Annotated in this window: 19 protein-coding genes; 14 read left to right on the top strand and 5 right to left on the bottom strand. The window is 62.0% G+C overall.

All coding sequences use genetic code 11. From position 1 onward, the window contains the following. Nucleotides 1-224: 224 nt before the first annotated feature. Nucleotides 225-1,403 carry a M20 aminoacylase family protein gene (locus ABEB22_RS00180; RefSeq protein WP_406870576.1) on the top strand — a complete coding sequence of 393 codons (1,179 nt, stop codon included), beginning with the start codon at nt 225-227 and terminating at the stop codon, nt 1,401-1,403. A gap of 16 nt (nt 1,404-1,419) precedes the next feature. On the opposite strand, the gene ABEB22_RS00175 is transcribed toward ABEB22_RS00180, so the two are convergent. After that, the gene (locus tag ABEB22_RS00175) at nt 1,420-2,187 is read right to left on the bottom strand and encodes a Crp/Fnr family transcriptional regulator (protein ID WP_339112321.1); all 768 of its coding nucleotides are present in this window, start codon (nt 2,185-2,187) and stop codon (nt 1,420-1,422) included. Nucleotides 2,188-2,245: 58 nt separating this feature from the next. Beyond that, nucleotides 2,246-3,253 (bottom strand): GTP 3',8-cyclase MoaA, encoded by a 1,008-nt coding sequence (gene moaA / locus ABEB22_RS00170; RefSeq protein ID WP_406870575.1) that lies wholly within the window; start codon nt 3,251-3,253, stop codon nt 2,246-2,248. A 143-nt stretch (nt 3,254-3,396) separates the two neighbouring features. Here moaA and ABEB22_RS00165 point away from each other — a divergent pair, with 143 nt between their 5' ends. The 4 genes from ABEB22_RS00165 to ABEB22_RS00150 all read left to right on the top strand — a co-directional run bounded on the left by ABEB22_RS00165 (nt 3,397) and on the right by ABEB22_RS00150 (nt 8,915). Next, nucleotides 3,397-3,897, top strand: a complete 501-nt coding sequence (locus ABEB22_RS00165; protein WP_406870574.1) for a hypothetical protein — start codon at nt 3,397-3,399, stop codon at nt 3,895-3,897. Nucleotides 3,898-4,337: 440 nt separating this feature from the next. Further along, nucleotides 4,338-5,927 carry a Re/Si-specific NAD(P)(+) transhydrogenase subunit alpha gene (locus tag ABEB22_RS00160; protein WP_339112324.1) on the top strand — a complete coding sequence of 530 codons (1,590 nt, stop codon included), beginning with the start codon at nt 4,338-4,340 and terminating at the stop codon, nt 5,925-5,927. 13 nt (nt 5,928-5,940) lie between these two features. After that, nucleotides 5,941-7,410, top strand: a complete 1,470-nt coding sequence (locus ABEB22_RS00155; RefSeq protein ID WP_406870573.1) for an NAD(P)(+) transhydrogenase (Re/Si-specific) subunit beta — start codon at nt 5,941-5,943, stop codon at nt 7,408-7,410. 215 nt (nt 7,411-7,625) lie between these two features. Continuing rightward, on the top strand, nt 7,626-8,915 hold the full coding sequence (locus ABEB22_RS00150) for a DUF3422 family protein (protein WP_406871156.1): 1,290 nt from the start codon (nt 7,626-7,628) through the stop codon (nt 8,913-8,915). Nucleotides 8,916-8,931: 16 nt separating this feature from the next. Here ABEB22_RS00150 and ABEB22_RS00145 read toward each other — a convergent pair whose 3' ends face one another. Continuing rightward, nucleotides 8,932-9,762 carry an aldo/keto reductase gene (locus ABEB22_RS00145; protein WP_406870572.1) on the bottom strand — a complete coding sequence of 277 codons (831 nt, stop codon included), beginning with the start codon at nt 9,760-9,762 and terminating at the stop codon, nt 8,932-8,934. A 69-nt stretch (nt 9,763-9,831) separates the two neighbouring features. Further along, nucleotides 9,832-11,115: an AcvB/VirJ family lysyl-phosphatidylglycerol hydrolase gene (locus tag ABEB22_RS00140; RefSeq protein WP_406870571.1), complete on the bottom strand. Its 1,284-nt coding sequence runs from the start codon at nt 11,113-11,115 to the stop codon at nt 9,832-9,834. Nucleotides 11,116-11,266: 151 nt separating this feature from the next. Here ABEB22_RS00140 and ABEB22_RS00135 point away from each other — a divergent pair, with 151 nt between their 5' ends. From ABEB22_RS00135 to ABEB22_RS00125, 3 genes are all read left to right on the top strand, one after another. Beyond that, nucleotides 11,267-12,490: a glutathionylspermidine synthase family protein gene (locus ABEB22_RS00135; RefSeq protein WP_350934260.1), complete on the top strand. Its 1,224-nt coding sequence runs from the start codon at nt 11,267-11,269 to the stop codon at nt 12,488-12,490. 32 nt (nt 12,491-12,522) lie between these two features. After that, nucleotides 12,523-13,122, top strand: coding sequence for a DUF1190 domain-containing protein (locus ABEB22_RS00130; protein WP_339112329.1), 600 nt, complete (start codon nt 12,523-12,525; stop codon nt 13,120-13,122). Between the two features lie 132 nt (nt 13,123-13,254). Next, complete coding sequence (locus ABEB22_RS00125) at nt 13,255-13,953, top strand: DUF1236 domain-containing protein (RefSeq protein WP_339112330.1); 699 nt, start codon at nt 13,255-13,257, stop codon at nt 13,951-13,953. A 67-nt stretch (nt 13,954-14,020) separates the two neighbouring features. Here ABEB22_RS00125 and ABEB22_RS00120 read toward each other — a convergent pair whose 3' ends face one another. Next, the gene (locus ABEB22_RS00120) at nt 14,021-14,767 is read right to left on the bottom strand and encodes a DsbA family protein (RefSeq protein ID WP_339112331.1); all 747 of its coding nucleotides are present in this window, start codon (nt 14,765-14,767) and stop codon (nt 14,021-14,023) included. 180 nt (nt 14,768-14,947) lie between these two features. On the opposite strand from ABEB22_RS00120, the gene ABEB22_RS00115 reads away from it, so the two are divergent. From ABEB22_RS00115 to ABEB22_RS00090, 6 genes are all read left to right on the top strand, one after another. After that, nucleotides 14,948-16,096, top strand: coding sequence for a pyridoxal phosphate-dependent aminotransferase (locus ABEB22_RS00115; protein WP_406870570.1), 1,149 nt, complete (start codon nt 14,948-14,950; stop codon nt 16,094-16,096). Between the two features lie 69 nt (nt 16,097-16,165). Then, the gene (locus ABEB22_RS00110; RefSeq protein ID WP_339112333.1) at nt 16,166-17,404 is read left to right on the top strand and encodes an N-acetylmuramoyl-L-alanine amidase; all 1,239 of its coding nucleotides are present in this window, start codon (nt 16,166-16,168) and stop codon (nt 17,402-17,404) included. A gap of 163 nt (nt 17,405-17,567) precedes the next feature. Beyond that, nucleotides 17,568-20,132 carry a penicillin-binding protein 1A gene (locus ABEB22_RS00105; RefSeq protein ID WP_406870569.1) on the top strand — a complete coding sequence of 855 codons (2,565 nt, stop codon included), beginning with the start codon at nt 17,568-17,570 and terminating at the stop codon, nt 20,130-20,132. A gap of 94 nt (nt 20,133-20,226) precedes the next feature. Next, nucleotides 20,227-21,354, top strand: a complete 1,128-nt coding sequence (prfB, locus tag ABEB22_RS00100; RefSeq protein WP_339112335.1) for a peptide chain release factor 2 — start codon at nt 20,227-20,229, stop codon at nt 21,352-21,354. Between the two features lie 238 nt (nt 21,355-21,592). Then, complete coding sequence (locus tag ABEB22_RS00095) at nt 21,593-22,144, top strand: adenylate kinase (protein ID WP_350934251.1); 552 nt, start codon at nt 21,593-21,595, stop codon at nt 22,142-22,144. Nucleotides 22,145-22,198: 54 nt separating this feature from the next. After that, nucleotides 22,199-22,933: an SDR family NAD(P)-dependent oxidoreductase gene (locus tag ABEB22_RS00090; RefSeq protein ID WP_350934249.1), complete on the top strand. Its 735-nt coding sequence runs from the start codon at nt 22,199-22,201 to the stop codon at nt 22,931-22,933. Nucleotides 22,934-22,946 lie beyond the last annotated feature (13 nt).

The raw sequence follows: 22,946 nt of genomic DNA, 5'->3' as shown, positions 1-22,946 counted from the left end.
TGATGATAAAATAACAGCCGCAAACCGTAACGGACTGTTTTACAACTTTAAGAAGATCATTACTTCGGGGTTATCGTCAACGGTTTTTTAATAAATTTGCCGATTTTCGAGTTGGGAGAGCGGGCGTTGCGCGTATTATTGCAAAAATGATGCAGGGCAGGGGCTTGTGCCTGACTTGCGCATCACGCAATCTACAGGCCGGTTTCCCTCTGAAAGACGCAACCATGCCTATCAAGAACCGTTTTGCCGAAATTCTCCCCGAGATTACCGCATGGCGGCACGACTTCCACCAGCATCCCGAACTGATGTTCGATGTCGAACGCACTGCCGGGCGGGTGGCCGCGCTGCTACGCGAATTCGGATGCGACGAGGTGATCGAAGGGATCGGGCGCACGGGAGTTGTGGGCGTGATCCACGGTCAGGCGGGGGGCGGTCAGGCGGGAAGCGGGGACCGCGCCATCGGCCTGCGCGCCGATATGGATGCGCTGCCGGTGCGTGAGCAGGCTGATGTGCCCTATGCCTCGAAAGAGGCCGGAAAAATGCATGCCTGCGGCCATGATGGCCATACCGCGATGCTCCTTGGTGCGGCGAAATATCTCTGCGAGACGCGTGCCTTCAAAGGCCGCGCCGTGGTAATCTTCCAGCCTGCCGAGGAAGGCGGTGGCGGCGGTCTGGAGATGTGCCGTGACGGTCTGATGGAGCGTTTCGGCATCGAGGAGGTCTATGCGATCCACAATATGCCCGGCATTCCGGTGGGAGAATTCGCGATCTGTGACGGCCCGATCATGGCGGCCTGCGACCAGTTCGACATCCGCGTGGTGGGCCGTGGCGGTCATGCCGCGACGCCGCATGATGCGGTAGATGCCGTTGTGGTCTCGGCGCAGATCATCATGGCGCTGCAGACCATCGCCTCGCGCAATGTGAACCCGCATGATCAGGTGGTGGTTTCGACCTGCGCGATAAAATCCGACAGCTCGGTCCATAATGTCATCGCGCAGGAGGTCATGCTGCGCGGCACTGTGCGCACCATGCGCCCCGAACTGCGCGATTATGTCGAGGAGCGCGTGAACCAGATCGTCACTGCCACCGCCGAGGCATTCGGCGCGCGTGCAGAGATCGCGTATGATCGCGGCTATCCGGTGACGTCGAACCGCCCCGAATATGCGGCGCTTGCGGTCGAGGGCGCAAAGCGGGTCACCGACAAGGTGAACCCCAACGTGACGCCAATGATGGGGGCCGAGGATTTCAGCTATATGCTGGAGGCGCGCCCCGGGGCCTATATCTGGCTGGGCAATGGCGATAGCGCGATCCTGCATAGTGCGGACTACATCTTCGATGACCGCGCCTTGCCCTATGGGGCAAGCTGGTTTGTCGAGATGGTAGAGGCGCGTCTTCCGGCGTGATGCTCCGCGCAAGAGGCTAGAGAAGTGGCCGGGTCGCCTGACCGGGCAAGACGATCTCCTGCTCGCGGGCGAGCCGCTCGGGATCGGGCAGGGCCAGCCAGCCGCGTGACCATTCGGCCAGTCCCGCGCGTTTCAGTTTGGCCAGCGTCTTGTTGGTATGCACAAGCGACATGCCGAGCGCATTGGCCAGATCCTGCTGTTTCCAGGGCATAGGCACCCAGAGCCCGTCATGCTTGCTGCGCGACGCACCGAGTTCGGCCTGCCGCGTATAGATTTGCAAAAGGGCCCAAGCGATCCGGCTGCTTGCGCCACGCTGACCTATCGTGGCCAAGCTCTCGCCCAGAAAATTCTCCTCGCGCGCGGCGATCCATGTCAGGCTATGGGCGCGCTCAGGCTCGTTGCGCAGCAAATCCCAGTAGCGCGCACGGTCGAAGACGCATAGGCGCATCTCGGTCGTGGCCTCGAAACCGTGGCACATCTCGCCCATGACAGCGGCCTGCAGTCCGATGAAATCCCCCGGAAAGACAAAGTTCAGCACCTGACGGTTGCCGTTAGGCAGCGATTTGTAGCGGATACCCAATCCGCTCAGGACGGTATACATATGCTGGCTGGCCGCACCTTCCGTTATGACGGCACTTCCCGCCGCAACAGAGATCTCGCCTGTTTTGAACTTCTCCATGAAAGCCAGTTCGCGCGCGCTGAAATCCTCGAAACAGGGATTGTTCTGTAAAGGGCAGGCCGCACAGGACGTGCTATGGACGTGACGCGGGCTGGGCTGCAACATGGTCGGGCTTTCTTTGCTATGTCAGAAGACATAAGCGCGAAATGCCCTCACGGTTCCCTCAGCCGCCGGTATGGCTCATATGGCGCGGCATCTGGCCCTCGACCTTCTGGCGCGAATAGTCGAAATCATGGCCCTTGGGCTTGCGCGAGATCGCCTCGCGGATCGCCTGCACCAGATCCGCATCTTGCGCACTTGCCCGCAACGGTGCGCGTAGATCGGCACGGTCCTCTTGACCCAGACACATATACAGCTCGCCCGTGCAGGTGATCCGCACACGGTTGCAACTCTCGCAGAAATTATGGCTCAACGGCGTGATGAAGCCGATCTTCTGGCCGGTTCCGCCCACCGAGACATAGCGGGCAGGGCCGCCTGTGCGATGGGCCAGATCGACCAGCGTGAAACGTTCGGCCAGACGCGCGCGCAGCTGGCTGAGCGGCCAATATTGGTCCAGCCGTTCCTCCTCGCCCATCTCGCCCATCGGCATCACCTCGATGAAGGTCAAATCGAACCCTTCCTCGCCACACCATCTCACCAGATCGAACAGTTCGTCCTCGTTGAACCCTTTCAGCGCGACAGTATTGATCTTCACCTGCAGGCCGGCAGCCTTGGCCGCCTTCAGACCCTCGAGCACCTGATCGAGCCGTCCCCAACGGGTAATGGCCGCAAACTTCGCAGGGTCGAGCGTATCCAGCGAGACATTGATCCGGCGGATACCGATGGCGGCCAGTTCGGGCGCGAAACGCGCAAGCTGCGAGCCGTTACTGGTCAGGGTCAGCTCCTCAAGCTGTCCGCTGTCCAGATGCCGCGAGACCGAGCGGAAAAATGTTATGATATCGCGTCTCACCAAGGGCTCACCGCCCGTGATGCGCAGCTTTTTCACCCCCAGCCCGATAAAGGCCGAGCAAAGCCGGTCGAGTTCCTCGAGGCTCAGAAGCTCCTTTTTAGGCAGGAACTGCATGTGTTCGGCCATGCAATAGGTGCAGCGGAAATCGCACCTGTCGGTCACGGAGACACGGAGGTAGGAGATCGGGCGGGCGAAAGGGTCGATGAGAGGTGCGCTATCCATGGCGGAAATCTAGGGTCGACGGCAGGTTTCGGCAAGCGCGCAATAGGAATTACAGAATGCGATTTGCCCCGGCATGGGGGCTGCGCTAGCTTGAAGCGGAGATCGAAGTCGATCACGATTTGCAAGACAGAGAGGACGGGCGAATGAACGTTGCGCAAGGGACCGGTAGAGTGGCACGGAGCGGGATGCGGGGCGGAGTGCGGGGTGGCCTTGTCGTGGCGCTGGCCGCGCTGGGTCTTTCGGCATGTTCGCATCTTGGAGGCCCTTCGGCGGTCCAGCCCGGTCCAGCCCCCTCCACCGGCCTGACCAAGAGCCCGATCCCGCAGGGTGCCGCCCAGACCGCGCAAGCGCTCGACACCGCCACGGCTGACGAGCGTGCGGCAGCCATGGCGCAGTCGAGCGGTGGCACCAAGCTCGGCACAACGGTTGCCAGCCTCGGCGATCCGACACAGGGTGGGTTCTGGCTGAAAACCTCGCTGGTGAAAGCCGAAACCAAAGGGCGGGTCGTCCTGTCCAACGGTAAATCGGCGCAGGTGACGCTCATGCCCGCACCGGCGGGTGAGAGCCAGCTCTCCCTCTCGGCGCTGCGGATGCTGGATGTCTCGCTGACCGACCTGCCGACCCTTACGGTCTATTCCCTCTGATCACGGCTATGCCCTCGGGGGCATTATGTGCCGGTCCGTTTCGTTACGGGCCGGCATATCTTTTGCTCTCAACTTGGTTTTAATTCAGGACCTTATTAAAAATATGGCAGCAAAGCTGTCTTATATTCGAGTGTTTCCGCAAACAGCTCGCGTCACACTGTCGCAATCGAAAAAAAATAGGACAGTTATTATTCCATATTTTAATTTCATGACCTGGAAAAAGCGCCTGATAACAGGTTGAAATCGAATAGAAAAACTAACGCATACCGTTGTATGCTTCGGTATACGTTAGTATTCACTCATAATCACGCTGTCTTTCCAAGGATTTCGGCGATGGCGGCGCTTGTGAAACAATCTTGCGCAGTCTAAGCATTTGGCAAGACCTGTCTGTTTGGGCAGGTCACTTGTTACCTGACACCGCGTCAAAAGGGGGGATCAACTTGAAGATCGGTGCTCCAGAGGAGATTTATTCGGGGGAGTCGCGTGTTGCGATGACGCCGGATTCGGCGCTTCAGCTTCAAAAGCTGGGGCATGAATGTTTTGTGCAATCGGGGGCCGGCCTCAAGGCAGGCTTCATCGATGCGGCCTATGAGGCTGCTGGTGTGACCGTTATCGACGGTGCCGAGGCGCTGTTTGACGCCGTCGATTTCGTCGTCAAGGTGCGCCCGCCGGAGGAGGCCGAACTGAGCCGCCTGAAGGCTGGCCAGACGCTGATTTCGTTCTTCTATCCCGCGCAATCGCCCGAGATGCTGGAGGCCGCCAAGGCCACCGGCGCGAATGTGATCGCGATGGATATGGTGCCGCGGATCTCGCGCGCGCAGAAGATGGATGCGCTGTCGTCGATGGCCAATATCGCGGGCTACCGCGCGGTGATCGAGGCGGGCAACAACTTCGGCCGTTTCTTCACCGGTCAGGTGACGGCGGCGGGTAAGGTGCCGCCGGCCAAGGTGCTGATCGTCGGCGCGGGTGTGGCAGGTCTGGCCGCCATCGGTGCCTCGACCTCGCTCGGTGCGATCACAATGGCCTTCGATGTGCGTCCCGAAGTGGCCGAACAGATCGAGTCGATGGGTGCCTCCTTCGTCTATCTGGATTTCGAGGAAGCCCAGACGGATGGCGCGGCAACGGGCGGCTATGCGGCCCCGTCTTCCCCCGAATTCCGCGAAGCACAGCTGAAGAAATTCCGCGAGCTGGCGCCGGAAGTCGATATCGTCATCACCACCGCTCTCATCCCCGGCCGCGATGCGCCGGTGCTCTGGACCAAGGATATGGTCGAGATGATGAAGCGTGGCTCGGTGATTGTGGATCTGGCCGCCGAGCGCGGCGGCAACTGCGAGCTGACCGTCAAGGACGAGCGCATCGTGACTGAGAATGGCGTGACCATTCTGGGTTATACCGATCTGCCCTCGCGGATGGCGACGCAATCCTCGACGCTCTATTCGACCAATATCCGCCATATGCTGGCCGATCTCACGCCGGAAAAAGACGGTGTCATCAACCACAATATGGACGATGACGTGATCCGTGGCGCGACGGTCGTGCATCAGGGCGAGATCACCTTCCCGCCGCCGCCGCCCAAGATCAAGGCGATTGCCGCGCAAAAGCCGAAGGAGAAAGCCAAGGAGCTGACCCCCGAGGAATACAAGGCGCAGGAAAAGGCGGCCTTCCGCAAGCAGACGATCTCCCAGGTCACGCTGCTGGTGGCGGGCACTGTTCTGCTGCTTCTCGTTGGGGCTGTCGCACCGGCAAGCTTCATGGCGCATTTCGTGGTCTTTGTGCTGTCGTGCTTCGTGGGCTTCCAGGTGATCTGGAATGTCTCGCATAGCCTGCACACGCCGCTCATGGCGGTCACCAACGCGGTCTCGGGGATCATCATCCTCGGCGCGCTGTTGCAGATCGGGGCAGGTGGACAGGTCTCGGGCGGCTGGCTCGTGGTGATCCTCTCGGCGCTTTCGATCCTGATTGCCACGATCAACATCGTCGGCGGCTTCCTGGTTACGCGCCGGATGCTTGCCATGTTCCAGAAGTCGTAAGGGGGTGGGATCTATGGATATCGCTCTGATCTCGGCCGCCTATATCGCGGCGGCCATCCTGTTCATCCTCTGCCTGGGCGGCCTTTCGGGCCAGGAAAGCGCCAAGCGCGCCGTATGGTATGGCATCTCGGGCATGGCGCTCGCGGTGATCGCCACTGTCTTCGGCTCGGGGCTCGGCTTCGGCTGGCTCGTCGTGGTGCTCGTGATGCTGGTCATCGGCGGGGTCATCGGTGCGCAACTGGCGCGCAAGGTGGAAATGACCGCCATGCCGCAGCTGGTGGCAGCACTCCACAGCTTCGTGGGTCTGGCGGCCGTGTTCATCGGCCTCAATACCCATATCGTGCTGGCCTCGGTCATGCCGATCATTCTGGAACATGCGCAGACCGGCGTGATGCCTGCGGCCTATGACCAGCTTTCGGGTTTTGCCGCGATCGTCGCGCATAAGTCGATGGCCGAGGTAAATATCCTCAAGGTCGAGACCTTCCTTGGCGTGTTCATCGGCGCGGTCACCTTCACCGGCTCGATCATCGCTTTCGGCAAGCTCGCGGGCAAGATCAACGGCAAGGCACAGAAGCTGCCGGGCGGCCACTTCCTGAACGCGGGTGCGGCGATCCTGTCGCTGGCGCTCCTGCTGTGCTACATGGGTGGCGGCGGCGCATGGACGCTGATCGTGATGGCGCTTCTCGCGTTCTTCATCGGTTATCACCTGATCATGGGCATCGGCGGCGCCGATATGCCGGTGGTGGTGTCGATGCTCAACAGCTATTCGGGCTGGGCGGCTTCGGCCATCGGCTTCTCGCTTGGTAATGATCTGCTGATCGTCACCGGCGCGCTGGTGGGCTCCTCGGGTGCCATCCTGAGCTACATCATGTGCAAGGCGATGAACCGCTCCTTCGTGTCGGTCATCCTTGGCGGCTTCGGCACGACCACGGGGCCCGCGATGGAAGTCGAGGGCGAGCAGATCGCCATCGATGCGGGCGGTGTGGCCGATGCGCTGCATGATGCCGATAGCATCATCATCGTGCCGGGCTATGGTATGGCTGTGGCGCAGGCGCAGAACGCGGTCTCCGAACTCACGAACCTGCTGCGCTCGCGCGGCAAGAACGTGCGCTTCGCGATCCACCCCGTGGCAGGCCGTCTGCCGGGTCATATGAACGTGCTTCTGGCAGAGGCGAAGGTGCCCTATGACATCGTGCTGGAGATGGACGAGATCAATGACGACTTCCCCTCGACGGATGTGGTCATCGTCATCGGCTCGAATGACATCGTGAACCCGGCCGCCCAGGAAGACCCGAACTCCCCCATCGCGGGCATGCCGGTCCTCAAGGTCTGGGAAGCCAAGCAGGTATTCGTGTCCAAACGTGGTCAGGGCACCGGTTACTCGGGCATCGAGAACCCGCTCTTCTACAAGGACAACACCCGCATGTTCTACGGCGACGCCCGTAAATCAGTGGATGAACTCCTCCATCTGATGAAAGCATAAAGGGCCCGCCTGCCGTCGAACTGACACAGGCTGCCAACCGCAATAAAGCCAGGGCCCCGGGAGACATTCCGGGGCCTTGTGCTTTGGCCGATGCAGTTTTGCCAGTATGCGAAAGTATGCCTGCAAATATCTGATCATACAGGATAAATTTATTTACAGCTGGTCGCTGATGAGGCAGGATTTTCCGGTCGTAACGAGGAAATACCGCTATGCCGATGCCGCCGGAAGAAGATCACCCGCAGCGCTACCCGATGGTGGCCGAGCTCCATGCGCGCCCGTTCCCCAAGATCTCCGTGCCCTCGCATGTGGTCTATCTGGCGGTAAAGGAGCCGGTGGAGGCTGCCGCGCGCCCGCGCGAGGCCGATTTTGCCCATCTGTGTGATCTTCTGGGGCGTCATGGCGCGCCGCAGCCACCCTTGGGGGCCACCCATCATGCCGACGGGATCGGGCGCTACCAGCTCTCATGGGAGAGCCACACCGAATTCGTGAGCTATCTGGCGCAATGCGATGGCGTGTCATCGCGGCCCTTCGATCCGGCGGAAACGGCGGTCTTTCCCGATGACTGGCTGCGGGCGGCACCCGGAAAGCGGTTGGTGGCGGTACATATCCGGATCGAGGATATGCCGGAGGATCCCGCCCAAGTGACGCGGCTCGTCGATGACTGGTTCGTGCCCGAAAATCTCGTCTGCACATGGGTGGTGGATGAGGACATCATTCTGGCGGGCGATTTCCGGATCGATCCGGCGGGGCAGATGCGCTTTGCGCTTTTCGTGCGCCCCGGCACAGGACCCGGTCGGGTCGGGCGTGTGGTTCAGCGGATCTGCGATCTGGAAGCCTACCGCGCCATGTCGATGCTGGGCCTGTCGCGGGCGCGCGATCTGACGGGACGGCTCAACTCGCTCGATCCCGCGCTATCCGCGCTGATCGCCTCGATGCGCGATGCAGATACAGCCCCCGAGCTGGTTCTCAACGAGCTTCTGGATATCTCCTATGAACTGGAGACGCTGGCGATGCGGCTCTCGTTCCGGTTCGGGGCAACACGCGCCTATGCGGCGCTGGTGCGCGAGCGGGTGGAGATCCTGCGCGAGACCCGTTTCGAGGGGCGCCAGAAGCTGGGGGAGTTCATCCTGCGCCGCTATGATCCGGCGATCCGTACCGTTTTTGCGGCGGAAGGGCGGCTGAATGCCATGCTCGAACGGGCCAGCCGTGCGGCAGAACTGCTGCGCACGCGGGTCGATGTGGACCGCTCGGCGCAGAACCAGAAGGTGCTGGAGAATATGGACCGCCGCTCGGACCTGCAGTTGCGCCTGCAGCATACCGTCGAGGGGTTGTCGGTGGTGGCGATCAGTTATTACGCGGTCAGCCTGTGCGGGTATCTTGTCTATCCGCTGGCCAGAGAGCTGGGTGTCAGCAAGGAGATGATGATCGCGGGGCTGACACCTCTGGTCGTGCTGGCGGTCTGGCTGATGATCCGCCGCATCAAGAGGGGCATGGGCGCGCATTGACGCCCATGCCGCGATCTCAGGTAAAATCGGCGGTAGCAGGGTCTGGCCCGATCCGGCCATCCGCGCGGTCGAGCGTGGCGATCTTTGCCATATCCTCGGCATCGAGCGTGAAATCGAACACGTCGATATTTGCGGCGATCCGCTCCGGATTGGCCGATTTCGGAATCACGATCAGATCGTTCTGCACATGCCAGCGCAGCGCGATCTGCGCCGGTGATTTGCCATGTTTCTCGCCGATTTCGGCCAGCTCCGGGCGCGAGAGCACCTGCGACTGACCAAGCGGTGACCAGCATTCGGTCTTGATCCCGAGCCTGTCATGAAGGGCGCGCATCTCGCGCTGCTGGAAGGCGGGATGCAGCTCGATCTGATTGAGCACAGGCACCACACCTGTGGCATCGATCAGCCGCGTCAGGGTGTCGGGCGTGAAGTTCGACACACCGATCGAGCGCACACGGCCCTGCGTTTGCAGCTCGATCAGCGCCTTCCATGTGTCGATATAGGTGTCGCGCGCGGGCATCGCCCAATGGATCAGATAGAGATCGAGCACCTCGAGGCCGAGCTTTTTCATGCTTTCGTCAAAGGCGGTCAACGTGCGGTCATAACCCTGATGGTCGTTCCAGACCTTGGTGGTGATCCACAGGTCCTCGCGCGGAATGCCGCAGTCGCGGATACCGCGCCCGATACCGGCCTCGTTCTCGTAACGCGCGGCGGTGTCGAAATGGCGGTATCCCGCATCGGTGGCGGCCTTGATCAGGGCGGGGGCGTCCTCTTCGGGCATCTGCCAGACCCCGAGACCCAACTGCGGGATCTTGTTGCCATCGTTGAGCTGAATGAGCGGTGCTGCCATTTTCAAACCTCCTGAGCCAAAAAACATAGGGCATAAGCTAATGGCTTTGAGGGGGAGAACAAGCTGCCCTTAGGGAAGAAGGTCGAGGATGGCGCCCGCAGCCTCATCATAGAATTTTCCCAGATGGTGGCCGCCGTCAAAGGCCATCGGAAGAGCATGGCGGGTGGCGGGGCATGCGCTATGTTTATCATCCTCGCCGAAAAGGCATAGGGTGGTCATGGCCTTGGGGAGCGCGTCCAGTGCCGCGACCACATCCTGCGATCCGGTCTTCTGGCCGAGCCAGCCGCCCATCACCACCTCGAAACCGGTATGGGTCTCGGGCGATAGGAGCGCGAGACCCAAGACGCGCTCGGCCATCGTCTCTGGCAGCAAGGGCGCATAAAACGGCGTCACATTGGCCCCAAGCGAGAACCCCGCAAGAATGACCCGATCGGTCCCGAAACGGGCGGCAAAACTCCGGTCGATCCGCGCCATGTCCTGCGCGATCTTGGCTGGTTTGCGCTCCTGCCAGAGATAGCGCATGGAAGAGATCCCGATCACCGGCAGGCCCGCCTTGGCCAGCCTGTCGGCGATTTCCTCGTCAAAATTGGCCCAGCCGCCATCTCCCGACAGGAAGATCACATAGGCCGGCGGTGGCGGCGCGTCGGCTTCGGGCAGATGCAGGGTGATGGGCAGATCATCAAGGCCCTCCGCGCCGGTATCGGTGTCAAAGGCATGATCGGTGCCGGCAAGCGCCAGATAGGCCTTCACCTGCGCGGCGCGCGTCGCCTCGGGGCTTCGGTCCTCGGGCGGATAGAAGCGCACGCCCCTGACGCCCGCCAGAGCGGACGTCTCTTCGGAGGCGACCTCATGCCAGCGCAGCACAGTCTTGCGGCCGGTTTCGGGAAGCGGCGTCCTGCACGGATCGGGCAGATCGCGCGCAAGCCCCGCGGTCACCAGCCCCTTGAATCGGTTGGGTGCCTGCGCGGCTGCGGCCCGCGCCACGGCGGTCCCTGCCCCGATCCCCACCAGAACAGGTGCCCTCGGGGCGGCGCCACGGCGCTTTCCGATCTCCTCCGAAATGGAAAGCAGGGACGGCACCGCCCCGCTGCATCCCCCGCCCAGATCCAGAAGCCAGTCGGCCTCGATCAGGATGACGAGGGTATTCATATCCGCAAGTGTCCGCGCCAAAGCGGTCAGCTCGGCGGCGTTCTGGTCGGCGGCCCCACCTGCAATCATCAAGGCTGTGGACCGGATATCGGTATTGGGCGCGAAGACGCCGGTCACAGCGTGCTCGGCCACCCCCTCCGCGCGGGCGGCACCAAGGCTGATCACAATCATCGATAGGAAAACGGTAAGGCTGCGCAAAAACATCAAGGCCATCTCCTGCAATGGCCAAAGACATAAGGCGAAATCTTTGCCCAAGGGTTAAGCTACGGGTTGTTTTCGCCTCTGGGGGCGGAGAAGGCTGGATCGGCGGGGCGAAAACGTCTAGGCATCGCGGGAAAGACCTCAGGAGGATGTCATGCAAAAGATCGATCTGCCCGAACGCGAAGGCTGGCGCGAGATGGCGCAGGAGGTGGGGTTCACCTTTGCCGATATGCATGGCGAGCCCTATTGGGACGAGACCTCGGCCTATGAATTCACGCTCCGCGAGATCGAGGACCGGATCGAGGACCCTTCGACCGAGCTGCATGCGATGTGCCGCGAGGCGGTGGACCGGATCGTAGACTCCGAGGAGCTGATCGGGGTGATGGGCCTGCCTGAGGCGCATTGGGATCTGGTGCGCAACAGCTGGCGCGACAACCAGCCCGAGCTCTATGGCCGCTTCGATCTGGCCTATGACGGCAAGGGGCCGGCGAAGATGCTGGAATATAATGCCGACACGCCGACCTCGCTTTACGAGAGCGCGGCCTTCCAGTGGCAATGGCTCGAGGAACAGATGCAGGCGGGCGTGCTGGAGGACGGTTGCGACCAGTTCAACGGCATCCATGAGGCGATTGTCGAGCGGTTCCGCCAGCTCTTCCAGCCCAATACGGATCTGCATTTCACCGCGATGGGCGGCAATCCCGAGGATTATGCCACCGTCGAGGCGCTGGGATGGGCGGCCCGTGAGGCGGGGCTTGGCGCGCATTATTTCGACCTCGAGAAAATCGGGCTCAGCGAGGAGAAGCAGTTCCTCGATGACGAGGACCGTGTGATCGGCACGCTCTTCAAGCTCTATCCGTGGGAGGATCTCCTGCGCGACGATTACGCGCAATATCTGGCAGGCGCGGGGGTGCAATATCTCGAGCCCGCATGGAAGGCGCTGTTGTCCAACAAAGCGATCCTGCCGATGCTGTGGTATTTCTTCGAGGGCCATCCGAACCTGCTTCCGGCCTATTTCGAAGAGGATGTGGCGGGCGCGCTGGCGGGCAATGGCCGCCCCGCACCCGAGATCGGCGAGAGCTTCGCGCGCGCCCATAACCAGCTCCTGAAAGGTTATGTGACCAAGCCGATCTTCTCGCGCGAGGGGGCGTCGGTCTCGATCATCGAAGGGGCTAAAGTCGAGAAGGCCACGCAGGACGGCTATGCCCAGCATCCGCGCATCGTGCAGGCCTATCAGCCGCTGCCGGAATTTGACGGGTTCCGTCCGATCATTGGCGCGTGGATCGTGGGCGAGACCTGTGTGGGGATCGGCATCCGCGAGGACCGTTCGCGCATCACCCAAGACCTGTCGCGGTTCAAGCCGCATTTCATCCGCGGCTGACCGCAGCCCCAGTTCGACGAAGGATCACAAAGATGACAAAACATTTCCGTCCCAAACGTTCGAGATATGTCACGCTGACCATCATGGGGGCCGCTGCCTTTGCACTGGCGGGGTGCAAGGATGACAGTCAGGTCGATGCGCAGGCCTTCCCCGATCTGGCCTCTTGCGAGCAGGCCGCGGGCGCGGGGGGCGAGTTCACCGCCGAGCAGTGCCGCACCGCCTTCGCGCAGGCGCAAGAACTGAATGTGGAATCCGCGCCACGCTATGACAGCCTGCAGGTCTGCGAGGAAGAGCATGGCGCGGGCAATTGCGGCTCCGAGGAACAGGCCACCGGTCAGCAGAGCAGCGGCGGTATGGGCTCGATCTTCATGCCGCTTCTGGCGGGCTATCTGATCGGCAATATGCTGGGCGGACGCGGCTCGGCGCAGCCTCTCTATCGCAACGGACAGGGCGGCTATACCAATGCCGACCGCTCGGCGACCTTCTCGACCAATAACGGCAAGGCCAAGCTCAATCAGGGCCTGTTCAAGAAACCGGCCTCGACCATCGGTAAGGCGCCGATGACCAAAGCCACCGCTGTCTCGCGCGGGGGCTTCGGGTCGAGCGCCACGACGCGCAGCTTCGGCGGCTGAGCCTTCGGCGGGTTCCCGCCAGCAGACTGAGAATCTTGTGATCGGGATGGCGGAACGCTTTTCGGCCATTCCGAGTTGTCTGTCCAAATGCGGCCAACAGCGCCGCCCGTGAATAGACGAGGAGATACGAAGATGCTCAATAAGACCAAAATGACCGTCGCTGCGATTGCCACACTGACCACCGCCGGCATCGCCACCACCGCATCGGCCTTTCCGGCCATGCTGGGCACCGACGGTTCGCTGCGCGCAGGCCCGGGGGCGGATTACTCGGTGAGCATGAGCGCGCCGCAGGCGGCCAATATCGAGGTCGATGGTTGCATCGCGACCGGCAGCTGGTGCCAGGTGACCTATGAAGGCCAGACCGGCTGGACCCCCGCATCGAACATCGCGATCAATCAGGGCAACAACGTCGTCTATCTTGCCGACCGCCCGAAAAATGTCGAAGTGACCACGATCACGGCGCCTGACCCAGATGCCGAGGATGGTCAGGCCGCAGGTGCGCTGGCAGGGGCAGGCGCCGGCGCCGCAGCGGGCGGTGCGATCGCGGCGGGCACGGCGATGGGCGGTCCGGCAGGTGCCATTGTGGGCGCAATCATCGGCGGGGCACTGATTGGCGATGCGGCCAAGCCCGAACCGGCCACCGTGACCTATGTCGAGAAAAACCCGGTAGAGCCGGTCTATCTGTCGGGTGAGGTGAAGACTGGCGCGAAGCTGCCCGAGAATGTCGTGCTCAAGCCCGTGCCCGATAGCCAGTATTCCTATGTCAATGTGAACAAGGAACCGGTCCTCGTGGACCCGCAAACCCGCGCCATCGTCTATGTCTTCAAGTAAGACATCCATGACGCGTGATTGAAAAAGCCGGCCTCAGGGCCGGCTTTTTGCATGGCGCGGGGCGCGATCAGCCGCGCTGGTCGTCCACCATCTGTTTCATGGCTTCCTCCGGCGCATAGCCGCGCAGCATCTCGTCGCCGATCACGAAGGAGGGTGTGCCCGACAGGCCCATCCGCTGGGCGAGCTTGTAATTGGCCTCGATCACCGCCTCGACCCCGGACGAGTTGGTGGCCTTCTGGATCGCCTCGCCATCGAGGTCGAGCTGCTTGGCCAGCGCGCTCAGGCTCTCGTCGGTGATATCGCCGCGCAGGCGCATCAGCGCGTCATGGACCTTCTCGTAGGCCGCATCGCCCGCCACCTGCTTGGTCGCGATCGCAAAGCGCGCGGCTTTTACCGAGGCATCGCCGAGGATCGGGAATTCCTTCACGATGAAGCGGATATTGCCATCCGATTTCAGCAGCGAATTGACCTCCGGATAGGCCTTCTTGCAATAGCCGCAGCGGTAATCCATGAACTCGACAATCGTCACATCGCCATCGGGATTGCCGCCGACCCATGAATTGGGATCGTTGAGCAGATCGTCCTCATTGGCCGCGATCATCTGCTGGTCGCCCTCGGCCACCTGCGCGTTCTGTTTTTTCTCCAGCTCGTTGATGGCCTCGACCAGCACTTCGGGATTGTCCATCAGATAGCTGCGCACCGCGCGCCCGAAATCATCGCGCTCGGCGTCGGTCATCGAGCCCAGATCCAGCGCTCCTGCGGGCTGGGCCATGAGCGCGGAAAGGGCGAAGGCGGGAATAAGTTTGCGGTTCATCGGGTCCTCTGTCGATCCTGTCTCCGGCACATGGGATGAGGTGCGGAGGGTTGGGCCCCACAGTGACGCATGCGGCGCTGCGGAGCAAGGGCCTGCCGCAGGTTCGGGGGCGGCGGCATTGACGCTGCGCGGCCCGTGGCCTATCGCGGCAGGGTCGAAGCCCGAAAATGGAGGCCCCCCATGCGTTTCTCAAGCCGCGGACAAGTTGATCCTTTCATCGTGATGGATGTGATGGAGGCCGCTCGCGCGGCCGAGGATGCGGGCCGCGATATCGTTCACATGGAAGTGGGCCAGCCCTCGACCCCCGCCCCCGAAGGGGCGCGCCATGCGCTGGCCAAGGCGCTCGACGATCAGGCGATGGGCTATACGGTGGCGCTGGGTCTTCCTGCGCTGCGCCGCGGGATCGCGGAGCTTTACCAGCGCTGGTATGGCGTCGATCTGGACCCCGCGCGGGTGGTGGTGACCTCGGGCTCCTCGGGGGCCTTTGTGCTGGCGTTTTCGGCGCTCTTCGATGCGGGGGACCGTGTGGCTCTGGGCGAGCCCGGATATCCGAGCTACCGTCAGATCCTGCGCGCGATGTCGGTCGAGCCGGTGGGGATGCCCGCATCGGCTGAAAACCGCTATCAGCCGGTGCCACAGGACATCCCCGAGGATGTGCAGGGGCTGATCGTCGCCTCGCCGGGCAATCCCTCGGGCACGATGCTGGGCAAGCCCGAACTGAAGGCGCTGATGGATCTGGCGCAAGCCCGCGATCTGGCCTTCATCTCCGACGAGATCTATCACGGGCTGCATTACGAGGATCGCGCGGTGACGGCGCTGGAGGTCTCCGATCAGGCCTATGTGGTCAATTCCTTCTCGAAATATTTCTCGATGACGGGGTGGCGGGTCGGCTGGCTCGTAGTGCCCGAGGACCATGTGCGCACGGTCGAGCGCTTAGCGCAGAACATGTTCATCTGTCCGCCCCATGCCAGCCAGATCGCGGCGCTTGCGGCACTGGACTGTATCGACGAGCTGGAAGCCAACCGCGCGGCCTATGCCGAGAACCGCCGCCTTATGCTGGAGGTGCTGCCGCAGATCGGGTTTGACCGGATCGCGCCGCCCGACGGGGCCTTCTATATCTATGCCGATGTCGCGCATCTGACCGATAACAGTCTGGCCTTTGCCGAGGAGATCCTGCGCGAGGCGGGGGTGGCGGTCACGCCGGGGCTCGATTTCGATCCCCATCGCGGGGCGAGCACGCTGCGCTTCTCCTATGCCCAGTCCACACCACGGATCCGCGAGGGGCTGGAGCGGCTCAGGGCTTTCATGGCGGCGCGGTTGGCTGGCTGACTTGCGATGCGGTTTCGGCTAGCGTTGCCATCAACAAGAACCAAAACGGAATCGGGCAGAATGCAGATTTTGGGGCGAGCACTCCTTGGCCGCTGGGCGCTGGCTTACGCGGTGCTTATCGGCCTTGCGCTTATGGCTGCTCAGGGCCATGCGCAGGATAACCGGCTCTCGGCGCTGGCGCAGATGGATCCCGCGCGCAGCAGTATCACCGGAGATGCCAAAGAAACGCGGCTGCGGCTGGGGATCTCCCAGCCCGTGGCGTGGCGCGCCTTCCTGCTCGACAGCCCCCCGCGGCTTGTCGTGGATTTCCGCGAGGTCGATTTCGGTGGGCACGATCCGGCGAAAATGCTGGGCAGGGGCGGTGTCAGTGCGCTGCGCTGGGGGCCGTTCCGCCCGGGCTGGTCGCGGATGGTGGCCGAGCTGACGGGGCCTATGAAAATCGCCTCGGCGCAGCTGCATACGGGCGAGAGCCCCGATGTGGATATTTCCCTGACCCCGGTCAGCAAAGACCGGTTCGAGACGGCCAAAGGAGATCCGGATTCCGCGCTTTGGGATCTGCCGCAGCCAACACCGGTCACGCCGCCGATCCTGCGGCAGGACGGCACGCGGGCGCTGCGTGTGGTGCTCGATCCCGGACATGGCGGCATCGATCCGGGGGCGGAAGCCGATGGCACGACGGAAGCCGTGGTGGTGTTGACCTTTGCCCGCGAGCTGAAAGAGGCGCTGAGCCGGGCGGGAATCGATGTGGTGATGACGCGTAACGAAAACACATTCGTGCCGCTGGAGACGCGCCTGACCATCGCACGTCAGGCCGAGGCCGATCTCTTCATCTCGCTGCATGCCGATGCGGTGCAAAGCGGCCATGCCAGCGGCACTACGATCTATATGCTGGCCGATAAGGCTACGGATTCCGCTTCGCAGAAACTGGCCGAGCGCCATGACCGCGCCGATATTCTGGCCGGCGTAGATCTGGACGGACATGGCGATGACGTGGCGCGGATTCTGATGGATCTGGCGCGCACCGAGACCCGCCCGCGGACAGTGCGCTTCACGCAGGTGCTGGCAGGCGCGATGAAGGCGGGCGGCATCTCGCTTTACAAAAATCCCGTGCAGGGGGCGGATTTCTCGGTGCTGAAATCGGCTGATTTCCCTTCGGTGCTGATCGAGCTGGGCTTCCTCGATGCAACCGCCGACCGCAAGAAACTGCTCGATGACACATGGCGCAAACATATGGCGCAGGTGATCACGCAGGCGGTGCAGACATGGGCGCAATCGGATGCCGCAGAGGCGAGACTTTTGCGCAAATAGCCCTAAAACCCTGACAGCGGGCCGCTCACATGAGCGAGATGTGAGCGCGATCCCGCCTTGATGTGGTATAACTTGTTTTGACGCCCCGAGCCGTGGCGGCTATAGGCAGGCACAATTGCGGGTAATTCCCGAAAAACGGGCATCCCCCGGTAAGGAGCGAACCTTGATCCGATTTATCCTGTCCTTCTTCGGCAGCATCTTTTCGTGGATAGTCACGGCACTGTTCTTTGCTGCGCTGACCATCGGGGCCGTCTTCTGGATGTATTCGCGCGATCTGCCAAGCCACGAGCAGCTGGCGCAGTATCAACCCAAGACCATCTCGCGGATTTATAACAGCGAAGGCCGGTTGATCGACGAATTCGCCACCGAGCGGCGGATCTTCGTGCCGATCGACGAGATCCCGAAAGTCGTGCAGGATGCGTTCGTCTCCGCCGAGGACAAGAACTTCTGGTATCACGCGGGCTATGATCCGGTCGGGATCGCGCTGGCGGTCTTCGAGGCGGTGAAAACCGGCGGACATGATATCCGCGGGGCCTCCACTATCACGCAGCAGGTGATGAAGAACTTCCTGCTCTCCTCGGACCGCTCGGTCGAGCGCAAGATCAAGGAACTCATTCTGGCCGCGCGGGTGTCAAAGGCGATCCCCAAGAAGCGGATCCTCGAACTCTATCTCAACGAGATCTTCCTCGGCCAGAACTCCTATGGTGTGGCCGCCGCCTCGCTGACCTATTTCAACAAGCCGCTCTCGGAGCTGAAGCCCTATGAGGCCGCCACTCTGGCCTCGATGCCGAAAGCGCCCTCGAACTACAATCCGGTGCGCAATATGCAGCGCCTGAAAGACCGCCGGAACTATGTGCTCCACGAGATGTGGCAGAACGGCTATATTTCGGAAGAGACCTATAAGACCGAGCGCGAACTGCCGGTGAAATCGGTGCAGAACGGCGATTATGCGCCCTTCCGTGACCAGCTGCCGCCGCGCGATTATTTCACCGACGAGATCCGCCGCCAGCTGTCGCGCAGCTTCGGTCAGGACGAGTTCTTCTCGGGCGGTCTGACCGTGCGTGCCACCGTCGACCCCGATATGCAGGCACAGGCGGCGCGCGCACTGCAGCACGCGCTGGAGGAATACGATCGTGGCCGTGGTGTCTGGCGCGGCACGGGCGTGACCATTCCCAAGGACAAGCTGGGCACCGAGGCCGACTGGCGGGCCGCACTTGCCGATGTGCATAGCGACAAGGTGCCGCGTGATGTTGAGGGCTGGATGCCTGCTGTCGTGCTCGAGCTGACCTCCGAGGATGCGCGGATCGGTATCGAGGGCATCAAGGAAGAGGGCAAGGGCAACTGGATCCCTGCCAAGGACGTGCAATGGGCCCGCAAGCTGAACAAGGATGGCAAGCTCGAGCGCAAGGCGCGCGTGGCCTCCGATCTGCTTGAGGTGGGCGATGTGGTGATGGTCCGCGCCATGACCTCCGATAGCGATGGCAGCTTCATCCGCTGGACCCTGCGGCAGGTGCCGCAGGTCGAGGGCGCCTTCATGGCTATGGATGTGCATACCGGGCGCGTGCTGGCCATGCAGGGTGGCTTCTCCTACCAGTCCTCGGTCTTCAACCGCACGACGCAGGCCGAGCGCCAGCCGGGCTCCAATTTCAAGCCGATCGTCTATGCGGCCGCACTGGATTCGGGCTTCTCGCCCGAGACGGTGGTGGTCGACGCACCGATCGAGGTGAACACGCCGCAAGGTATGTGGCGCCCGAAAAACGCCTCGAACCGCTATTTCGGCCCGACACCGATGCGCACCGGTCTGGAACAGTCGCGTAACCTGATGACGGTGCGGATCGCGCAGGAGATCGGCATGGATACCATTGCCGATCTCGCCGAGAAGCTGGGTGTCTACCATCCGATGAAACGGTTCCTCGCCAATGCGCTCGGGGCGCAGGAAGTCACGCAGTTCAACCTGATTTCCGCCTATGCGATGTTTGCCAATGGCGGCAAGCGGGTGGAGCCGACGCTGGTCGACCGTGTGCAGGACCGGTTCGGGCGCACGATCTACCGTCATGACCAGCGCGTCTGTGACGATTGCTCGGCCCAGACGCTGCCCGAAGGCGAGGGCCCGCGCATCGAATCCAATGCCGAGCAGGTCATCGACCCGATCACCGCCTACCAGATGATCTCGCTGATGAAGGGCGTGGTCCAGCGTGGCTCGGGCCGTGGCGTGAACCTGAACGTGCCGGTGGCGGGTAAAACGGGGACCACCAACGACTCCAAGGATGTGTGGTTCACGGGTTTCACCTCCAATATCGTGGCCTCGTGCTATATCGGCTATGACAATCCGCGCTCGCTCGGGGCACATGCCTTCGGCGGCACGCTCTGTGTGCCGGTCTTCAACGAGTTCATGAAGGAAGCGGTGAAGAAATACGGTGGCACCGAGTTCACCGTGCCGCCGGGAGGCCATTGGCAGAACTTCAACCGCTTCACCGGCGAGATGGTCTCGGCGGATGCGACGGGCGACTATGTGCAGGCCGAATATATCCGCGATGGCCAGTCGACAGCAGGCATGGGGCTGGTGGTCGATGGGGGCTTCGGTATGGGCTCGAACCTGCCGCTCTTTGCGCCCGGTCAGACCGATGAGAGCGGGAGCACCTCGGTGACGACCTCCTCGGGCAAAACCGCCATCATTCCCAAACAGCGGGCCAATTTCGGCACGATCAGTGCCGGCGGGCTTTACTAACACGCGCAGGACCGGATTTTCGGCCCCTTCGGCAACTTGTCGAGGGGGCCGTCTTTCTGTATGACCGGCCAGAACAGGAAAAGGACGTTGCGACATGCGCGCTGAGACGCAGAACATCGTTGAACAGATCAAGAAATCGCTCGAGCTTCTGGGCCAGCGGATGGACCTCGAGACGGCGCCGCACCGGATCGAGGAATTCAACGCCATGATCGAGGACCCGACGCTGTGGGATGATCAGGCGCGCGCGCAGAAGCTTATGCGCGACCGTCAGGCGCTGCTGGACAAATACGAGACCTATCAGCGCATCAAGCAGGAGCTCGAGGACAATATCGAGCTGATCGAGCTGGGCGAGATGGAAGATGACGCTGATGTCATCACCGAGGCGGAGACCGCGCTGAAGGCCCTCAAAGAAGACGCTGCCGCCAAGGAGCTGGAAGCGCTTCTCAATGGCGAAGCCGATAGCAACGATACCTATCTCGAGGTCCATTCGGGCGCGGGCGGGACCGAGAGCTGTGACTGGGCCTCGATCCTTGCGCGGATGTATGTCCGCTGGGCCGAGAAAAAGGGCTACGAGGTCGAGCTGGAATCCGAGACCGCGGGCGAGGAGGCGGGCATCAAATCCGCCACCTACAAGATCACCGGTCCCAATGCCTATGGCTGGCTGAAATCGGAATCCGGCGTGCACCGGTTGGTCCGCATCTCGCCTTACGACTCGGCAGCGCGTCGCCATACCTCGTTCAGTTCGGTCTGGGTCTATCCGGTGGTCGATGACAATATCGAGATCGAGATCAATCCTTCCGATATCCGTATCGATACCTACCGGTCATCGGGGGCGGGCGGCCAGCACGTCAACACCACCGACTCCGCCGTGCGGATCACCCACTTGCCGACCAATATCGTGGTGACCTCCTCGATGAAGTCGCAGCACCAGAACCGCGAGATCGCGATGAATGCGTTGAAATCGCGTCTCTACCAGATGGAGCTCGACAAGCGGAACGCCGCGATCAACGAGGCCCACGAGAACAAGGGCGAGGCAGGCTGGGGCAACCAGATCCGCTCCTATGTCCTTCAGCCCTACCAGATGGTGAAAGACCTTCGCACCGGCTACGAGACCTCCGACAGCCAGGGTGTTCTGGATGGCGATCTGGACGGTCTCATGGCGGCGACGCTTGCGATGGGCGTTGAGGGCAAATCCCGCGCGGATGCGCAATCGGCGGATTGATCCACGGGCGGTTCCGCGAATCTCTGCTGACAGATTGAGCAAAAGGGGAGGGCGAAGGCTCTCCTCTTTTCCAATTTGATGAATGAAAACTGAATATATCTGATCTAATTGCGCAGTTTTTTACTGCAAGAGCGAGATGTGATCGCTGAACGGATTGATTTTCTTAGGCCGATGGAGGAAATTGTAAACACTAAATGACTGCCTACAGGGCCCTTTAACGGGAAATTTAGGAGGCTTCATGACGCAACGAATTTATATTACAGGGGCTGCCGGCGCCGGTTCTACCTCCCTCGGCAAGCAGCTCTCCAAAACGCTTCAGATACCCTATATCGATACCGATGATTGCTATTGGGCCGAGACCGATATTCCCTTCACCCGCAAGCGCTGCGTAAGCGAGCGGTGCGATCTGATCCGTGAAGCACAAGGGGACGCGGGCTGGGTGCTGGCGGGGGCCTGCGATGGCTGGGGGGACGAAATCCTCTCACAGGCCGATCTTGTGATCTTCCTGCGCACACCTACGCCCTTGCGACTGACACGGCTGCGCAAACGCGAGGTGCTGCGCTATGGCACCCGTGTGGCACCGGGAGGCGATATGGAGCAGATCTACCGCAAATTCCTGAACTGGGCTGCCAGCTACGACGACCCCTATTTCTGTGGCCGGTCGCTGAACCGCCATCGCGAGTGGCTGAAGAGCCAGCCGGCTCCGGTGCTGGAGCTGTCGGGGGGGCGGGCGATCACCGATCTCGAGAATGCCGTCCTCGCCGAGCTGGGGCATCTGGTCGCTGCGTAAGCATCAGGGAACTCCTTGTCCGCTCCGGCGTAGGGAATGGAAAGGAGATGCCCAATGGATTTCAAAGATAAAGTGATCTGGCTTGTCGGCGCCAGCTCGGGGATCGGCGAGGCGCTTGCGGTCGAGCTGGCTGCGAGAGGGGCACGTCTGATCCTGTCAGCGCGCTCCGAAGAGCCGTTGCGCAATCTACAGGACCGGCTGGGGCCCGCCCACCGCGTCCTGACGGTCGATCTGTCGGAGCGGGCGAGCCTAGACGCGGCGGTGGCCGAGATCGGGCAGGGGCAGCTCGACGGCATGATCACCACGGCAGCGCTCTATGATCCGGGACTGGTGCGCGAGATCGACTGGGAGAAGGCCGAGGCGCTTTTGCGGGTGAACCTCTTGGGCACATTGGGCTTTGCACAGGCGGCGCCGGTTGTGCTGCGGCAGGGCGGGCAACTGGCGATCTTCGGCTCGGTCGCAGGCTATTTTGGGCTTCCGAAGGGCCAGTTCTACTCGGCGACCAAGGCGGGCGTCATCAATCTGGTGGAATCCCTGAGGGTGGAATACGCGCCCGACATCGATGTGCGCCTTGTCTCGCCCGGCTTCGTGAACACGCGGCTCACGCAGAAGAACCAGTTCGACATGCCCTTCATTATCGAGCCGGAGGAGGCGGCGAAGGCCGTGGCCGATGGGTTGGCGGGCGACGGGTTCGAGACCCATTTCCCCAAGAAGCTGACATTGGGGCTGAAGCTCCTGCAACGCTTGCCCTATGCACTATCGCTGCGCCTGACGAAACGTCTGTTGTAATGTAAAAAGGGCG

It is taken from the genome of Thioclava sp. 'Guangxiensis' (assembly GCF_045348365.1).
Classification (GTDB): Bacteria; Pseudomonadota; Alphaproteobacteria; order Rhodobacterales; family Rhodobacteraceae; genus Thioclava; species Thioclava kandeliae.
Note: the sequence above shows the minus strand (reverse complement) of the source record. Positions and strands in the feature narration are given on the sequence as shown.

Excerpts from the sequence above, each read along its gene's own strand:
- ABEB22_RS00125 (WP_339112330.1), top strand. The coding sequence starts at position 13,255 with ATGCTCAATAAGACCAAAATGACCGTCGCTGCGATTGCCACACTGACC.
- ABEB22_RS00090 (WP_350934249.1), top strand. The coding sequence starts at position 22,199 with ATGGATTTCAAAGATAAAGTGATCTGGCTTGTCGGCGCCAGCTCGGGG.
- moaA (WP_406870575.1), bottom strand. The coding sequence starts at position 3,253 with ATGGATAGCGCACCTCTCATCGACCCTTTCGCCCGCCCGATCTCCTAC.
- ABEB22_RS00130 (WP_339112329.1), top strand. The coding sequence starts at position 12,523 with ATGACAAAACATTTCCGTCCCAAACGTTCGAGATATGTCACGCTGACC.
- ABEB22_RS00175 (WP_339112321.1), bottom strand. The coding sequence starts at position 2,187 with ATGTTGCAGCCCAGCCCGCGTCACGTCCATAGCACGTCCTGTGCGGCC.
- ABEB22_RS00155 (WP_406870573.1), top strand. The coding sequence starts at position 5,941 with ATGGATATCGCTCTGATCTCGGCCGCCTATATCGCGGCGGCCATCCTG.
- ABEB22_RS00135 (WP_350934260.1), top strand. The coding sequence starts at position 11,267 with ATGCAAAAGATCGATCTGCCCGAACGCGAAGGCTGGCGCGAGATGGCG.
- ABEB22_RS00095 (WP_350934251.1), top strand. The coding sequence starts at position 21,593 with ATGACGCAACGAATTTATATTACAGGGGCTGCCGGCGCCGGTTCTACC.
- prfB (WP_339112335.1), top strand. The coding sequence starts at position 20,227 with ATGCGCGCTGAGACGCAGAACATCGTTGAACAGATCAAGAAATCGCTC.
- ABEB22_RS00165 (WP_406870574.1), top strand. The coding sequence starts at position 3,397 with ATGAACGTTGCGCAAGGGACCGGTAGAGTGGCACGGAGCGGGATGCGG.
- ABEB22_RS00180 (WP_406870576.1), top strand. The coding sequence starts at position 225 with ATGCCTATCAAGAACCGTTTTGCCGAAATTCTCCCCGAGATTACCGCA.
- ABEB22_RS00150 (WP_406871156.1), top strand. The coding sequence starts at position 7,626 with ATGCCGCCGGAAGAAGATCACCCGCAGCGCTACCCGATGGTGGCCGAG.
- ABEB22_RS00115 (WP_406870570.1), top strand. The coding sequence starts at position 14,948 with ATGCGTTTCTCAAGCCGCGGACAAGTTGATCCTTTCATCGTGATGGAT.
- ABEB22_RS00145 (WP_406870572.1), bottom strand. The coding sequence starts at position 9,762 with ATGGCAGCACCGCTCATTCAGCTCAACGATGGCAACAAGATCCCGCAG.
- ABEB22_RS00140 (WP_406870571.1), bottom strand. The coding sequence starts at position 11,115 with ATGTTTTTGCGCAGCCTTACCGTTTTCCTATCGATGATTGTGATCAGC.
- ABEB22_RS00120 (WP_339112331.1), bottom strand. The coding sequence starts at position 14,767 with ATGAACCGCAAACTTATTCCCGCCTTCGCCCTTTCCGCGCTCATGGCC.